Below are 15831 nucleotides of genomic sequence, written 5' to 3'. Positions count from 1 at the left end.
GAAAGGCGTCCCACCCTTCGAAGATTCAGGCTTCCTTCTCCTCACCGTCGTCATCCAGCAGACTCCGCTGCAGAACGGGCCCTTCACCGGGGGCAAGCGAGGACAGAATGCGTTCCAGGTCCTCCATCGAGGCGAACTCGACGGTGATCTTGCCCTTCTTCTGACCCAGGTCGACCTTCACCCGGGTCTCGAAGCGGTCCGAGAGCCGGGTCGCCAGATCGCTGAGCGCGGGGGAGACACGCGTACCGGCTCGAGGCCCCTTGGCGCGGGAGGCCGTCTTGGGACGCGAGCCCATGAGGGTGACGATCTCCTCGACGGCTCGCACCGACAGCCCCTCGGCCACGATCCGGTGGGCCAGCTTGTCCTGCTCCTCAGAGTCCTCGACCGAGAGCAGCGCCCGCGCATGCCCGGCGGAGAGCACACCGGCGGCCACACGACGCTGGACAGCCGGCGAAAGCTTCAGCAGACGCAGGGTGTTGGAGACCTGAGGGCGTGACCGGCCGATGCGGTCCGCCAGCTGATCGTGGGTGCAGTTGAAGTCCCTGAGCAGCTGGTCATAGGCAGCCGCCTCTTCCAGCGGGTTCAGCTGAGCCCGGTGAAGGTTCTCCAGGAGCGCGTCCAGAAGAAGCTTCTCGTCGTCCGTGGCCCGCACGATCGCCGGGATCGCCTCCAGGCCGGCCTCTCGGCAGGCGCGCCAGCGCCGCTCACCCATGATGAGCTCGTAGCGGGCAGGCCCCATGTGCCGTACGACGACGGGCTGGAGAAGACCGACTTCCTTGATGGAGGTGACCAACTCCTGGAGGAGGTCCTCATCGAACACCTCACGGGGCTGCCGCGGGTTCGGCGTGATGGAGTCGAGGGGCAGCTCGGCAAAGTGGGCCCCGATGGGGGCAGCAGGCGCCTCGAAGCCGCCGTTCGGAGGCAACTCCTCTGTTTCACGTGAAACATCGGGCAGCGTAGCCACCCTCGCGGCAGCCACCCCACGTTCCTGGGGAAAGACCGGTACCGCTGCCGGTGGAGGGGAGGCGGGTCCTCCGATGGCCGGCGGTGCGGCCTTCTCCCCCGTCGGGGCTGCTGGGATCAGTGCGCCGAGACCACGACCCAACCCCCTCCGTCGCTCGCTCACTGGATCCCCTCCACCATGCTCTGGTTGTTCTGTGCGCCGATGTGGGCGTGCGTCGGGTCGTAGCCCACGCCGACACCCTTCAGCGCGATTTCTCGTGCCGCCTCAAGGTAAGAGAGGGCACCACTCGATCCTGGATCGTAAGTCAGCACGGTCTGCCCGTAGCTGGGTGCCTCCGAGATACGGACAGAGCGCGGAATGCTCGTCCGCAGCACCTCGTCGCCGAAGTGGTTGCGCACCTCGTCGGCGACCTGGGAGGCAAGGCGCGTCCGGCCGTCGTACATGGTGAGCAGGATGGTCGACACATGAAGCGCGGGGTTGAGATGTCCCCGCACCAGGTCAACATTGCGGAGCAGCTGTCCGAGGCCTTCCAGCGCGTAGTACTCGCACTGGATCGGGATGAGGACTTCCTGGCCGGCGACCAATGCGTTGACCGTCAGCAGGCCGAGCGAGGGGGGGCAGTCGATCAGGATGTAGTCCAGCGGCTGCTCGTACGCCTGAATCGCTCGCTGGAGCCGGCTCTCCCGGGCGACCAGGGACACCAGCTCGATCTCCGCACCGGCGAGATCGATCGTGGCGGGAGCACAGAAGAGCCCCTCGACATCAGGAACAGGCTGGACGATCTCCGCCAGCGGCCTGCTCTCGACCAGCACGTCGTAGATGGACGGCACCTCGGCATGGTGGTCGATCCCCAGTGCGGTGGACGCATTGCCCTGGGGGTCCAGGTCGATCACCAGGACACGGGCGCCATGCAGAGCCAGCGAAGCGGCGAGGTTGACCGTCGTCGTGGTCTTGCCCACGCCGCCCTTCTGGTTGGCGACCACCATGACTCGGGTCTGCTCAGGCCGGGGCAGCCCCTCCCCGGCGCGGCCCAGAGCCTCTACCGCCAGTTGGGCAGCACGACCGATGGGAGTGTCGTCCATCGGGGGCGGTGTTTCACGTGAAACATCCTCCCCCATCGATTCGGTACGGGGACCGGGGACCGGATCGGTCATCGGTCCCGCGATGTTGGCGTCGGACCGCACGGATTCACTCTCCTCGACTTCAGGCTCGCAATGAACAGAGCCTCCCATGTCTTCGGGGTCGCGAACCAGTGAGGCCTGGGGTTCTGTGGAGAAATCCACCTCTGTGGAAACCTCCGCTACCTCTCTGAGTGACCCGAGAGGCTTCCGGTCGCGCGGTTCGGCCGCGGCGCGGCCACGGCCGATGATGCCGTGTAGCAGTGAGCGACGTTTCACGTGAAACACGATGCCTAGCCACTCAGGCCACCACCGCGCGACACTCCGGGATGCGCAGGTTTGGGGGCTTGTGTGGAGTATGCCTCACCGTCAGGGCGGATCAGTCAACGTTCAGGTCAACGACGTCAGTGATCAGGTGAAGCGCTGCCCTCAACGACGCCGACGCACGCGCCCCGTCCGGGCAGCCTTCGCTCGCTTCGCCGCGAAGCGCACGCCGCCCGGGCTTTCGCCGACTTCCACGCGGACGACCGTGGACAACGGATCCACGACGCCCTCCCCGACATGAAGGATCGAGGTCTCCACTGCGCCGAGCTTGCTCAGTGCTGTGGCCGCACTCTTCAGCTCCTCCTCAGCGGTGTCACCCTTGAGTGCCAGCATCTCTCCGTACGGACGCAGGAGCGGGATGCCCCAGGTGGCCAGTCGGTCCAGTGGTGCCACGGCCCGTGCTGTCACCACATGGACCGGATGCAGCGTGCCGAGGACCTCTTCGGCACGGCCCCGTACCACCGTGACATGGTCGAGGCCCAGCAGCTCCACGACCTCGGTCAGGAAGTTCGTGCGCCGCAGCAGCGGTTCCAACAACGTGATCTTCAGGTCGTCCCGGACGAGCGCCAGCGGGATGCCGGGCAGTCCTGCACCGGAGCCGACGTCGCAGACCGTCACTCCCTCGGGCACGACCTCCGAGAGCACCGCGCAGTTCAGCAGGTGCCTCTCCCACAGGCGAGGCACTTCCCGTGGGCCGATGAGCCCCCGCTGCACTCCCGCTTCCGCCAGCAGTTCGGCGTACCGGACCGCGTCCGCGTAGCGATCACCGAATACGTCGCGCGCCTGCTCGGGCGCAGGGGGAAGCTCCGCTGCCTCCGTCACGGGGACCGTCCTTCCGTACCGCAAGAGCGCACTGGGCGCTGACACCAGAACAACAGGCTGACAAAGTACGGCCCCGCCTGCGGGCAGACGGGGCCGGAGAAACGTACGTACCGAATCAGACGGGCAGCACGACGACGAAGCGCTGCGGCTCCTCGCCCTCGGACTCGCTGCGCAGGCCCGCGGTCTTGACCGCGTCGTGCACGACCTTGCGCTCGAAGGGCGTCATCGGCTTCAGCTTGACCGGCTCGCCGGTGCTCTTCGCCTCGGCCGCGGCCTTGGCGCCCAGCTCGGAGAGCTCGGCCCGCTTCTTGGCTCGGTAGCCGGCGATGTCGAGCATCAGGCGGCTACGGTCACCGGTCTCGCGGTGCACGGCCAGGCGGGTGAGCTCCTGGAGCGCTTCGAGCACCTCGCCTTCCCGGCCGACGAGCTTCTGCAGATCACGGCTGCCGCTGTCGCTGATGATCGAGACAGAGGCACGGTCGGCCTCGACGTCCATGTCGATGTCGCCGTCGAGATCGGCGATGTCCAGCAGACCTTCCAGGTAGTCCGCCGCGATCTCACCCTCCTGCTCCAGGCGGGTGAGGGTGTCTCCACCCTCGGAGGCGGCGGAGGTGGTGCCTTCCGTCACGGGATGGGCTCCTTCTTACTTCTTGGACGGGGACTTGGGGCGCTGCTGACCCTTGCGCTGACCGGACTGTGCCTTGCTGCGGCCGCCGGTTCCGGGCTTGGGCGCCGCCTTCTTGGCTGGAGCCGCGGGCTCGGCGTCCTCGGGCTCGTCGGACTTGGTGAGCGAGGTGGGCGCGCTCTTCTGTTCGGCGTCGTCGGTGGTCTTCACAACACCGGACTGACGCTGGGCCTTGGTCTGACGCTTGGGCTGCTGCCGCCGGGCAGGAGTCGACGTACCGTCCTCGGCTGTGGCGACGGCCGAGGCCTCGGCCTTGATCACGGTTCCGTCGGCCTGGGCCGCGAGGCCCTCCTTGCTCAGACCGTTGATGAACTTCCGCTCGTACTCGTTGCGGTCACGGCCCTTGACGACGATCGCCTTGACGATGGCGCGCTCACGCCGGTTGCGGGTCTTGCCGTGGCGCGTGACGTGCTTGACGAGACGCTCCAGGTACGCGGCCTGGGCCTTGGAACCCGGGGTCGGGTTGTTGTGGATGACGTACATCTGCTGGCCCATGGTCCACACGTTGGTGGTCAGCCAGTAGACGAGGACACCGACCGGGAAGTTGATGCCGAAGACGGCGAACATGATCGGGAAGATGTACATCAGCATCTTCTGCTGCTGCATGAACGGCGTCTTCACCGTGGTGTCGACGTTCTTCGTCATCAGCTGACGCTGCGTGTAGAACTGCGACAGCGACATCAGGACGATCATGATCGCGGTCACGATGCGGACCGTGGTGATCGAGGCGTCGAGCGCCGACGCTTCCGCCGCGCTGTCCGTGAAGGTCGCGGCCAGCGGGGCGCCGAAGATGTGCGCCTTCTGCGCGCTCTGCAGCAGGCTCTCGTTGATGACACCGATGGTGTCGTTGTTCGCGATGCTGTTGAGCACGTGGTACAGGGCGAAGAAGAACGGCGACTGCGCCAGGATGGGAAGGCACGAGGAGAGCGGGTTGGTGCCCGTCTCCTTGTACAGCTTCATCATCTCTTCGGACTGACGCTGCTTGTCGTTCTTGTAGCGCTCCTGGATCTTCTTCATCTCGGGCTGGAGCGTCTGCATGGCCCGGGTCGCCTTGATCTGCTTCACGAAGAGCGGGATCAGGCAGATCCGGATCAGGATCACCAGGGACACGATGGACAGGCCCCAGGCCCACCCGGTGTCATCGCCGAAGAGGGCGCCGTACACCGTGTGGAACTGGACGATGACCCAGGAGACGGGTGTCGTGATGAAGCTGAAGAGACTGGCAATCGTGTCCACTAATCATGCTCCTTGGGCATGGGACGGGCTCTCGGCGGCCGGGCTCGAAGGAACGTGCCCCTCGGTGGCCGGTTCGGCGGCGGAGGACCCGCCCTTGCGTGCGCGCCACGCACCACGCACCATCTCGTGCCACCGCGGACGCTTGCGCGGCGGGACATGATCCACACCGCCGAGCGACCACGGGTTGCACCGCAGGATGCGCCAGGCCGTGAGGGCTGTGCCCTTGATCGCACCGTGGCGGTCGATGGCTGTGTAGCCGTAGTGGGAGCACGACGGGTAGTACTTGCACACCGGCCCGAGCAGCGGACTGATCGTCCACTGGTACAGCTTGATCAGTGCCAGCAGCGGGTACTTCATCGTGCGCCCCCTCCCAGCAGCCGTCGTATGGCGGCATCCAGGTCTTGGGCCAGTTGTACGTGGTCGGCGTCGCCCGCACCGGGCAGCGCTCGTACGACTACCAGGCTACCGGGGGGAAACTGGGCGACTCGATCGCGCATGAGATGGCGAAGCCTGCGCTTCACCTTGTTGCGGACGACCGAACCGCCGACGGCCTTGCTCACGACGAAACCCGCACGCGTCGGGGGAGCGCTCTCCCCAGGCGCGTGCGGGTCCATGGAACCGCTACGTAGGTGAACGACGAGGAGCGGGCGTCCGGCCCGACGCCCTCGTCGTACCGCGGTCGCGAAGTCCTCGCGCCGCCTCAGCCGGTTCTCGGTGGGCAGCACGACGGCATGACCTGACCGGGATCAGGCGGACAGGCTCGCGCGACCCTTGGCACGACGGTTCGCGAGAATCGCGCGACCGGCACGGGTACGCATCCGCAGACGGAAGCCGTGGGTCTTCGCGCGACGACGGTTGTTCGGCTGGAAGGTGCGCTTGCTCACTCGGGGGCTCCAGAAATAAATCGGTAGTTGCGGGGTGCCGTCCTGGCTGTCACCGTGCGCCCACGAGTAGCTCGTATTAACGCCCGAGTGCACCGCTTTCCGATCACCTGACGCGATCTGTGCCCATCGGAGGCAGGCGGCAGCAGCCATCGACAACTCGACCTGGTTACGGTACGCGCGGCTGCGCCGTCCGGTCAAACCAGAGGTCACGGAGAGACACTATCCACAGGCTGGGGACAACAACTTGAACCGTACCGGCCGCCGTGACTACCGTGACGGAACTTCGATTCGTTCCCTTTCCCCGGCTGCTGGGTGACCGACCCGCCCACCAGACCTGGTCCCGAGCGCACCACCCGAGTTCCGTCCCGACCCCCGTCCCTGAACCACACGTTCGTGGGACCCGTGAGAGAGCGTGCCCTGTGGCTGACGTACCTGCCGATCTTGCCGCAGTGTGGCCACGAGTACTGGAACAACTCCTGGGTGAGGGCCGCGGCCAGGGGGTCGAGGTCAAGGACGAGCGCTGGATCAGACGCTGCCAGCCACTCGCGCTGGTCGCGGACACCGCTCTGCTCGCCGTTCCCAACGAGTTCGCGAAGGGCGTACTCGAAGGCCGGCTCGCGCCGATCGTCAGTGAGACCCTGAGCCGGGAATGCGGCCGCCCGATCCGAATCGCGATCACCGTCGACAGCTCCGTCGGCGAGACGCCGACGCCGCCGGTCCAGTCCCGCTTCGAGGAGCCCGAACTCCCCTCGGGCCCGTCCCAGAGCCGCGACGGCTACGACAGCAGGGACACATACGACGGCGGGCGGGACGCGCGCGGTCCGTACGACAACCAGAACTCCTACGAGAGCCAGGGCCGCGACCCGTATGAGGGTTACGGCCGCCACCGCGCCGACGACCGGGGCAACGGTGGGGTGGGCGACCAGCTGCCGCCGCCCCGCACGGAGCAGCTGCCCGCCGGCCGCGCGGACCAGCTCCCCACCGCACGCCCCGCCTACCCCTCGGAGTACCAGCGCCCCGAGCCGGGCGCCTGGCCCCGGCCGTCGCAGGACGACTACGGCTGGCAGCAGCAGCGACTCGGCTTTCCGGAGCGGGACCCGTACGCCTCGCCGTCGTCGGACTACCGTCCGCAGTCGATGGAGCGGCCGCCGTACGACCAGCGCCCGGAGTACGACTCGCCGCGCGCCGACTACGACCAGTCCCGTAACGACTACGACCGGCCGGGCGGCGACTACGACCAGCGGCCGGACCGGCGTGAGCTTCCCGAGCCGTCGCCCGGGGGCCCCGGTGTGCGCCGGGGCGGTCCGGGCGGCGGTGCCCCGGGTCCGCTGGCCGCGCAGCCCGCGCCGGCGACCGGTCCGGGCGAGCCCACGGCCCGCCTGAACCCCAAGTACCTCTTCGACACGTTCGTCATCGGTGCCTCGAACCGCTTCGCGCACGCCGCCGCGGTGGCCGTCGCCGAGGCGCCGGCGAAGGCGTACAACCCCCTCTTCATCTATGGCGAGTCGGGGCTCGGCAAGACGCACCTGCTGCACGCGATCGGGCACTACGCGCGCAGCCTCTACCCGGGCACACGGGTGCGGTACGTGAGCTCGGAGGAGTTCACCAACGAGTTCATCAACTCCATCCGCGACGGCAAGGGCGACAGCTTCCGCAAGCGCTACCGCGAGATGGACATCCTGCTCGTCGACGACATCCAGTTCCTGGCGGACAAGGAGTCGACGCAGGAGGAGTTCTTCCACACCTTCAACACGCTCCACAACGCGAACAAGCAGATCGTGCTCTCCAGCGACCGGCCGCCCAAGCAGCTGGTGACCCTGGAGGACCGGCTGCGGAACCGCTTCGAGTGGGGTCTGATCACCGACGTCCAGCCGCCGGAGCTGGAGACGCGTATCGCGATCCTCCGCAAGAAGGCGGTGCAGGAGCAGCTGAACGCCCCGCCGGAGGTGCTGGAGTTCATCGCCTCCCGTATCTCGCGCAACATCCGCGAGCTGGAGGGCGCGCTGATCCGGGTGACGGCGTTCGCGTCGCTCAACCGGCAGCCGGTGGACCTCGGCCTGACGGAGATCGTCCTGAAGGATCTGATCCCCGGCGGCGAGAACGCGTCCCCCGAGATCACCGCGACGGCGATCATGGCGGCCACGGCCGACTACTTCGGGCTCACGGTCGAGGACCTGTGCGGCACCTCACGCGGGCGCGCCCTGGTGACCGCCCGGCAGATCGCCATGTATCTGTGCCGTGAGCTGACCGATCTGTCGCTGCCCAAGATCGGCGCGCAGTTCGGCAACCGGGACCACACCACCGTGATGCACGCCGACCGCAAGATCCGCGCGCTGATGGCCGAGCGGCGCTCCATCTACAACCAGGTGACCGAGCTGACGAACCGCATCAAGAACGGCTGAGGCACGGGCGGCCGGCACACCGGCCGACGGGCGCGTCGTACGCCGTCATGCGCCGCCGACAAGCCCCCTTACCCACGCCGCAGAGGGCGCCCCGGGACGAGTTCCCGAGGGCGCCTTCGTCGTTTCCGGGGGTCTTCGCGGGGCGCCCGGCGTCGCCGAGTCGTCAGCCGGTGTTCGAATAGTCGCCGGGTTACGGCCGTCCTCCACAGATTCGGGGACTTTCTCCCGTCCACACCCTGGGGACCGGGAAGTTATGCAGATCATGTCCACAGGGCGGTCCGTCGAGGGATCATCAGGCCAGGTCAACAGCCTGTGGATTGGTGGACGAACGATCTCCACAGACTGTGGACGAAGCGAAGATCCACAGACTGTGGACAGAGTTGTCCACCGGCAACCCACAGGCTGTGGCTGGTTGTCCCCAGTGATCCCCAGCTTCTCCACATGCCTGTCCACTGTTCGGCAAGGAAACCGGCCTTCTCACTGTGTCGAGTGAAAGCCGTCACATGAAGTTGCCCGGTTGGGCTGTGGGAAAGGTGGGTAAACCTGGGGACACGGTTGGGGAGAAGTGCCGCCCGGCTGTGCACGGGGTGTGCAGAACTTTCTGTTCTCCACAGACAGGCGTGGTTGTCCACCGCCTCCGCCCACAGGCCCCGTGGACAAAATCTCCTGCCTGAGCTGCGCAAACGCAGTTATCCACGGTTTCCACAGGCCCTACTACTACTCCCAACTAGAGAGAGCTGGGAATTCGTTTCGAAGGGGGCCCTGTGCACAACTCGCTCTCGGCTGCCCGACCGCGCCTCGTCACGACTTGACCCCGGAAGGCCCCGAGTGTCAGTGGCGTGCGTCAGACTGTTCCCCGGTGTCCTTCCCCCTCACAGGAGCCAGCGACACCGCGACAGACGACGAAGCCAGGCAGGGCGAGAAGCGCCGGCAACAGCAGGAGGCGGCAACAGTGAAGATCCGGGTGGAACGCGACGTACTCGCGGAGGCCGTGGCCTGGGCGGCGCGCAGCCTCCCGGCCCGTCCGCCGGCGCCTGTCCTCGCCGGCCTCCTTCTGAAGGCCGAGGAAGGCCAGCTGAGCCTGTCCAGCTTCGACTACGAGGTCTCGGCCCGGGTGTCCGTGGAGGCGGAGGTCGAGGAGGAGGGCACCGTCCTCGTCTCGGGCCGTCTCCTCGCGGACATCTGCCGAGCCCTCCCCAACCGCCCGGTGGAGATTTCCACAGACGGTGTACGGGCGACCGTGGTCTGCGGCTCCTCGCGGTTCACCCTCCACACACTGCCTGTGGAGGAGTACCCGTCCCTGCCCCAGATGCCGAACGCGACGGGCACCGTCCCCGGTGAGGTCTTCGCCTCGGCCGCCGCCCAGGTGGCCATCGCCGCCGGGCGCGACGACACGCTGCCCGTCCTCACCGGTGTGCGCATCGAGATCGAGGGCGACACGGTCACGCTGGCCTCCACCGACCGCTACCGCTTCGCGGTGCGCGAGTTCCTGTGGAAGCCGGAGAACCCGGACGCCTCCGCGGTCGCCCTGGTGCCCGCCAAGACGCTCCTGGACACGGCCAAGGCGCTCACCAGCGGCGACAGCGTCATCCTGGCGCTCTCGGGCTCGGGCGCGGGTGAGGGTCTGATCGGTTTCGAGGGCGCCGGACGCCGGACGACCACCCGCCTTCTCGAGGGCGACCTGCCGAAGTACCGCACGCTTTTCCCGACGGAGTTCAACAGCGTGGCCGTGATCGAGACCGCCCCCTTCGTGGAGGCCGTCAAGCGCGTGGCCCTGGTCGCCGAGCGCAACACCCCGGTGCGGCTCAGTTTCGAGCAGGGCGTGCTGACCCTGGAGGCGGGCTCCAGCGACGACGCCCAGGCTGTGGAAAGGGTCGACGCCCAGCTCGAGGGCGACGACATCTCGATCGCCTTCAACCCGACGTTCCTGCTGGACGGTCTGAGCGCCATCGACTCCCCGGTCGCCCAGCTGTCCTTCACGACGTCCACCAAGCCCGCGCTGCTCAGCGGAAAGCCGGCGGTGGACGCCGAGGCGGACGAGGCCTACAAGTACCTGATCATGCCGGTGCGGCTCAGCGGCTGACCCGTCGAGCGACCAGCCGTAGCCGCCGTCGGGCGGCCGGAGGTCGTCCACAGCGCACCGAGGGCCCGGTGGATCACCGGGCCCTCGGTGCGAAAGCGCAGGTCGGGGCGTACGTATGAGCGGGTATGCCCACAGGTGTGCGTGAGCGTCCGGGTTTAGGCTCGTGCATGGGTACGCAGTGCCCTCATGCCACGTCGCAACCTAAGGAACAACTGATGGAGCTCGGTCTCGTCGGCCTCGGCAAGATGGGCGGCAACATGCGCGAGCGGATACGCCGCGCGGGCCACACCGTCATCGGATACGACCGGAACCCGGATCTCGCCGATGTCCACAGCCTCGAAGAGCTTGTGGGCAAGCTCAAGGGCCCCCGCGTCGTGTGGGTGATGGTCCCGGCCGGGGCCCCCACCCAGTCGACCATCGACGAGCTGGCCGAGCTTCTGGAGCCCGGTGATGTCGTCGTGGACGGCGGCAACTCGCGCTGGACGGACGACGAGAAGCACGCCGAGGAGCTGGCGGCCAAGGGCATCGGCTTCGTCGACTGCGGTGTCTCCGGCGGCGTCTGGGGCCTGGAGAACGGCTACGCGCTGATGTACGGCGGCGCCGCGGAGAACGTGGCCAAGGTCCAGCCGGTCTTCGACGCGCTGAAGCCCGAGGGCGACTCAGGTGCGGTGCACGCCGGCAAGGTCGGCGCCGGGCACTTCGCGAAGATGGTCCACAACGGCATCGAGTACGCGATGATGCAGGCGTACGCCGAAGGCTGGGAGCTGCTGGAGAAGGTCGACTCCGTCACGGACGTCCGTGAGGTCTTCCGCTCCTGGCAGGAGGGCACGGTCATCCGCTCCTGGCTGCTCGACCTGGCCGTGAACGCACTGGACGAGGACGAGCACCTGGACGGGCTCCGGGGGTACGCGCAGGACTCGGGCGAGGGCCGCTGGACCGTGGAGGCCGCCATCGACCACGCCGTGCCGCTGCCCGCGATCACGGCCTCCCTCTTCGCACGGTTCGCGTCGCGCCAGGAGGACTCCCCGCAGATGAAGATGATCGCGGCGCTGCGGAACCAGTTCGGCGGCCACGCGGTCGAGAAGAAGTAACCCACACCCCACGGCCCGCAGAACGCACGAACACCACTACGGTCGACGAGAAGTCATCCACAGGACCGCGCGGCGGTCCACAACCCCTGGGGGAGGTCGGCACCCGACCATGCACGTCACGCATCTGTCGCTGGCCGACTTCCGCTCGTACGCCCGGGTCGAGGTCCCGCTCGACCCGGGCGTCACCGCGTTCGTCGGTCCCAACGGACAGGGCAAGACGAACCTGGTCGAGGCGGTCGGGTACCTGGCGACCCTCGGCAGCCACCGCGTCTCCTCCGACGCGCCCCTGGTGCGCATGGGCGCCGACCGGGCGGTCATCCGGGCCCAGGTGCGCCAGGGCGAGCGCCAGCAGCTGGTCGAGCTGGAGCTGAACCCCGGCAAGGCCAACCGCGCCCGCATCAACAGGTCGTCGCAGGTCAGGCCGCGTGACGTGCTCGGCATCGTACGGACGGTGCTGTTCGCGCCGGAGGACCTCGCCCTGGTGAAGGGCGACCCCGGGGAACGGCGGCGCTTCCTCGACGAACTGATCACCGCGCGGGCGCCGCGCATGGCGGGCGTGCGCTCCGACTACGAGCGGGTTCTCAAGCAGCGCAACACCCTCCTGAAGACCGCCGCGCTGGCCCGCCGCCACGGCGGTCGCACGATGGACCTGTCCACACTCGACGTCTGGGACCAGCACCTCGCGCGCGTCGGCGCCGAACTGCTCGCCCAGCGCCAGGACCTGGTCGCCGCGATCCAGCCGCTGGCCGACAAGGCGTACGAACAGCTGGCACCCGGTGGCGGCCCCATCGGTCTGGAGTACAGACCCTCCTCCCCGGCGATCGTCGGCCACGCGCGTGAGGAGCTGTACGAGCAGCTGATGGCCGCCCTCGCCGAGGGCCGCAAGCAGGAGATCGAGCGGGGCGTCACCCTCACAGGCCCCCATCGCGACGATCTGGTTCTCAAACTCGGACAGCTGCCGGCCAAGGGATACGCCTCCCACGGGGAGTCCTGGTCGTACGCCCTGGCGCTGCGCCTCGCCTCCTACGACCTGTTGCGGGCCGAGGGCAACGAGCCCGTGCTGATCCTCGACGACGTGTTCGCCGAGTTGGACGCGCGGCGGCGCGAGCGGCTGGCCGAGCTGGTCGCTCCGGGCGAGCAGGTCCTGGTGACGGCCGCGGTCGACGACGACGTGCCGGGCGTACTGACGGGGACGCGGTTCGCCGTGGCCGACGGGACGGTGGAGCGCGTATGAGCGGATCCGACGGGAGCCCGAGGATTCCCGAGCCGTCCGGTGTGGATCTCGCGCGCGTGGCGCTGCGCGCCGCCAAGGAGGCCGCACGCGCGCGTGGGGACGCCGCGCAGCAGCAGAGTCAGGCGCGGCGCGGCGGTGGTCTGCGTTCCGGCGCCCGCACCGACGGCCGGGACCCGATGGCCCTGGGCTCCGCCATCAACCGTCTGATCACCGAGCGGGGCTGGGAGACGCCGGCCGCCGTCGGCGGGGTGATGGGCCGCTGGCCGCAGATCGTCGGGGAGGATCTGGCCAGGCGCTGCGTTCCTGAGCGGTACGACGAGGACGAGCGGGTCCTGCACGTGCGGTGCGACTCCACGGCCTGGGCGACGAACCTGCGCCTGCTCGCCCCGCAGCTGGTCGCCCGGCTCAACGAGGACCTCGGCCATGGCACCGTCCGGCTGCTCAAGGTCCACGGACCCGGCGGTTCCGCCCATCGCTACGGCCCGCTGCGGGCCCCCGGAAGCACCGGCCCCGGCGATACCTACGGGTGACCGTAGTCACATTTTGACGCTCGTCCGGAGGCCGTCGGCCGCTCGGTCACACGCTCCTGTGACGTGGCGTGCACATTCGCACGCGGTTGCGAACATCGACCTGACCCGGGGGTAGCAAAGGGTTGACACCCGGAAGCGCTGAGTGCCTCCGTGAGCCTCTTGGAGCCCCGCTCCGCATATGGGGAGTCGGGAGAGACCGGTTGAGGGCGGCACATGCGGACTCAGGTACCGGCAAACCCCCATCACTGTCGGCGCTACCGGTAGACTGGAAGCAATCCCGCCCCATTCGTGGGGACCGCTTCGGAAACACTGTGCAACGCTGACAAAGGCTTCCACCGCAACATGCCGCAGCCGCTCCGGCACACCCGCCGGGAGCCTGGCTTGTGCTGTGCCAGAAAGGGCGCTTCGTGGCCGATTCCGGCAACCCCAACGAGAACATCCCGTCCACCGAGGCCCTGGCCGGAACGGCCGAGGCCTCAACCTCGGCGTACGACGCCAGCGCCATCACCGTCCTCGAAGGGCTGGACGCGGTCCGCAAGCGGCCCGGCATGTACATCGGCTCGACCGGTGAGCGTGGCCTGCACCACCTGGTGCAGGAGGTCGTCGACAACTCCGTCGACGAGGCCCTGGCCGGGCACGCCGACACGATCGACGTGACGATCCTGCCCGACGGCGGCGTCCGCGTCGTGGACAACGGCCGTGGCATCCCCGTGGGCATCGTCCCGTCGGAGGGCAAGCCGGCCGTCGAGGTCGTGCTGACCGTCCTGCACGCGGGCGGCAAGTTCGGCGGCGGCGGCTACGCGGTCTCCGGTGGTCTGCACGGCGTCGGCGTCTCCGTCGTCAACGCCCTGTCGACCAAGGTGGCCGTCGAGGTCAAGACCGACGGTCACCGCTGGACGCAGGACTACAAGCTCGGCGTCCCGACGGCCCCGCTGGCCAAGCACGAGGCCACGGAGGAGCACGGCACCTCGGTGACCTTCTGGGCCGACCCGGACATCTTCGAGACCACCGACTACTCCTTCGAGACGCTCTCGCGGCGCTTCCAGGAGATGGCGTTCCTCAACAAGGGTTTGACGATCAAACTCACTGACGAGCGCGAGTCCGCAAAGGCCACCGCCGGGGCGGACGAGGCCGGCGAGGACGAGAAGCACGAGGTCAAGACGGTCACGTACCACTACGAAGGCGGCATCGTCGACTTCGTCAAGCACCTCAACTCCCGCAAGGGGGACGTGGTGCATCCCTCCGTCGTCGACTTCGAGGCGGAGGACAAGGAGAAGCACCTCTCCGTCGAGATCGCGATGCAGTGGAACAGCGGTTACAGCGAGGGTGTGTACTCCTTCGCCAACATCATCCACACGCACGAGGGCGGTACGCACGAGGAGGGCTTCCGTGCGGCGCTCACCGGTCTGATCAACCGCTACGCGCGCGACAAGAAGCTGCTGCGGGAGAAGGACGACAACCTCACGGGTGACGACATCCGCGAGGGTCTGACCGCGATCATCTCGATCAAGCTGAGCGAGCCGCAGTTCGAGGGCCAGACCAAGACCAAGCTGGGCAACACCGAGGCGAAGACCTTCGTGCAGAAGGTCGTGCACGAGCACCTCACCGACTGGCTGGACCGCAACCCGAACGAGGCCGCGGACATCATCCGCAAGTCCATCCAGGCGGCCACCGCGCGCGTGGCGGCCCGCAAGGCCCGTGACCTCACCCGTCGCAAGGGCCTGCTGGAGACGGCCTCGCTGCCGGGCAAGCTGAGCGACTGCCAGTCGAACGACCCCACCAAGTGCGAGATCTTCATCGTCGAGGGCGACTCCGCCGGCGGCTCGGCCAAGTCCGGCCGCAACCCGCAGTACCAGGCGATCCTCCCGATCCGCGGCAAGATCCTCAACGTCGAGAAGGCGCGGATCGACAAGATCCTGCAGAACCAGGAGATCCAGGCGCTGATCTCCGCCTTCGGTACCGGGGTCCACGAGGACTTCGACATCGAGAAGCTCCGCTATCACAAGATCATCCTGATGGCGGACGCCGACGTCGACGGCCAGCACATCAACACCCTGCTGCTGACCTTCCTGTTCCGCTTCATGCGGCCGCTGGTCGAGGCCGGACACGTCTTCCTGTCGCGTCCGCCGCTGTACAAGATCAAGTGGGGCCGGGACGACTTCGAGTACGCCTACTCGGACCGCGAGCGCGACGCCCTGATCGAGCTCGGCAGGCAGAACGGCAAGCGCATCAAGGAAGACTCGATCCAGCGCTTCAAGGGTCTCGGCGAGATGAACGCCGAGGAACTGCGCATCACGACCATGGACCAGGACCACCGTGTCCTCGGCCAGGTCACGCTCGACGATGCCGCCCAGGCCGACGAACTGTTCTCGGTGCTCATGGGCGAGGACGTCGAGGCCCGGCGCCAGTTCATCCAGCGCAACGCCAAGGACGTCCGCTTCCTCGACATCTGAGTCGG

General features: G+C 67.9%; 14 protein-coding genes. 6 read left to right on the top strand and 8 right to left on the bottom strand.

Annotation, left to right across the window (positions count from 1 at the left end; translation table 11 throughout):
• Nucleotides 1-25: 25 nt before the first annotated feature.
• From ACZ43N_RS11770 to rpmH, 8 genes are all read right to left on the bottom strand, one after another.
• Nucleotides 26-1126, bottom strand: coding sequence for a ParB/RepB/Spo0J family partition protein (locus tag ACZ43N_RS11770; RefSeq protein ID WP_468096880.1), 1101 nt, complete (start codon nucleotides 1124-1126; stop codon nucleotides 26-28).
• Nucleotides 1123-2196 carry a ParA family protein gene (locus ACZ43N_RS11765; RefSeq protein WP_468097082.1) on the bottom strand — a complete coding sequence of 358 codons (1074 nt, stop codon included), beginning with the start codon at nucleotides 2194-2196 and terminating at the stop codon, nucleotides 1123-1125. Before ACZ43N_RS11765 ends, ACZ43N_RS11770 begins: the two co-directional genes overlap by 4 nt.
• A gap of 315 nt (nucleotides 2197-2511) precedes the next feature.
• A complete protein-coding gene (gene rsmG / locus ACZ43N_RS11760; protein ID WP_468096879.1) occupies nucleotides 2512-3228 on the bottom strand; it encodes a 16S rRNA (guanine(527)-N(7))-methyltransferase RsmG in 717 nt (238 codons plus the stop codon).
• 115 nt (nucleotides 3229-3343) lie between these two features.
• Nucleotides 3344-3856 (bottom strand): Jag family protein, encoded by a 513-nt coding sequence (locus ACZ43N_RS11755; protein ID WP_468096878.1) that lies wholly within the window; start codon nucleotides 3854-3856, stop codon nucleotides 3344-3346.
• A 15-nt stretch (nucleotides 3857-3871) separates the two neighbouring features.
• The gene (gene yidC, locus ACZ43N_RS11750; RefSeq protein ID WP_468096876.1) at nucleotides 3872-5149 is read right to left on the bottom strand and encodes a membrane protein insertase YidC; all 1278 of its coding nucleotides are present in this window, start codon (nucleotides 5147-5149) and stop codon (nucleotides 3872-3874) included.
• A gap of 3 nt (nucleotides 5150-5152) precedes the next feature.
• Complete coding sequence (gene yidD / locus ACZ43N_RS11745) at nucleotides 5153-5506, bottom strand: membrane protein insertion efficiency factor YidD (RefSeq protein ID WP_468096875.1); 354 nt, start codon at nucleotides 5504-5506, stop codon at nucleotides 5153-5155.
• Nucleotides 5503-5874: a ribonuclease P protein component gene (gene rnpA, locus ACZ43N_RS11740; protein ID WP_079049646.1), complete on the bottom strand. Its 372-nt coding sequence runs from the start codon at nucleotides 5872-5874 to the stop codon at nucleotides 5503-5505. Before rnpA ends, yidD begins: the two co-directional genes overlap by 4 nt.
• A 21-nt stretch (nucleotides 5875-5895) precedes the next feature.
• Nucleotides 5896-6033, bottom strand: a complete 138-nt coding sequence (gene rpmH / locus ACZ43N_RS11735; RefSeq protein WP_015659252.1) for a 50S ribosomal protein L34 — start codon at nucleotides 6031-6033, stop codon at nucleotides 5896-5898.
• 419 nt (nucleotides 6034-6452) lie between these two features.
• Here rpmH and dnaA point away from each other — a divergent pair, with 419 nt between their 5' ends.
• The 6 genes from dnaA (at nucleotide 6453) to gyrB (ending at nucleotide 15826) form a co-directional block, all read left to right on the top strand.
• Complete coding sequence (dnaA, locus tag ACZ43N_RS11730) at nucleotides 6453-8435, top strand: chromosomal replication initiator protein DnaA (protein ID WP_468096872.1); 1983 nt, start codon at nucleotides 6453-6455, stop codon at nucleotides 8433-8435.
• A gap of 952 nt (nucleotides 8436-9387) precedes the next feature.
• Entirely contained in the window at nucleotides 9388-10518 is a 1131-nt protein-coding gene (gene dnaN, locus ACZ43N_RS11725; RefSeq protein ID WP_468097081.1) for a DNA polymerase III subunit beta, read from the top strand.
• Between the two features lie 215 nt (nucleotides 10519-10733).
• Nucleotides 10734-11609: a phosphogluconate dehydrogenase (NAD(+)-dependent, decarboxylating) gene (gene gnd / locus ACZ43N_RS11720; RefSeq protein WP_468096871.1), complete on the top strand. Its 876-nt coding sequence runs from the start codon at nucleotides 10734-10736 to the stop codon at nucleotides 11607-11609.
• A 109-nt stretch (nucleotides 11610-11718) separates the two neighbouring features.
• Complete coding sequence (recF, locus tag ACZ43N_RS11715; protein ID WP_468096869.1) at nucleotides 11719-12843, top strand: DNA replication/repair protein RecF; 1125 nt, start codon at nucleotides 11719-11721, stop codon at nucleotides 12841-12843.
• Nucleotides 12840-13373, top strand: coding sequence for a DciA family protein (locus ACZ43N_RS11710; protein WP_468096868.1), 534 nt, complete (start codon nucleotides 12840-12842; stop codon nucleotides 13371-13373). Before recF ends, ACZ43N_RS11710 begins: the two co-directional genes overlap by 4 nt.
• Nucleotides 13374-13756: 383 nt before the next feature.
• Nucleotides 13757-15826, top strand: coding sequence for a DNA topoisomerase (ATP-hydrolyzing) subunit B (gene gyrB / locus ACZ43N_RS11705; protein ID WP_468096867.1), 2070 nt, complete (start codon nucleotides 13757-13759; stop codon nucleotides 15824-15826).
• Nucleotides 15827-15831: the final 5 nt, after the last annotated feature.

The sequence above is a fragment of the Streptomyces sp. NPDC030814 genome (assembly GCF_055572155.1).
This window is presented reverse-complemented; position numbering and strand designations above follow the sequence as displayed.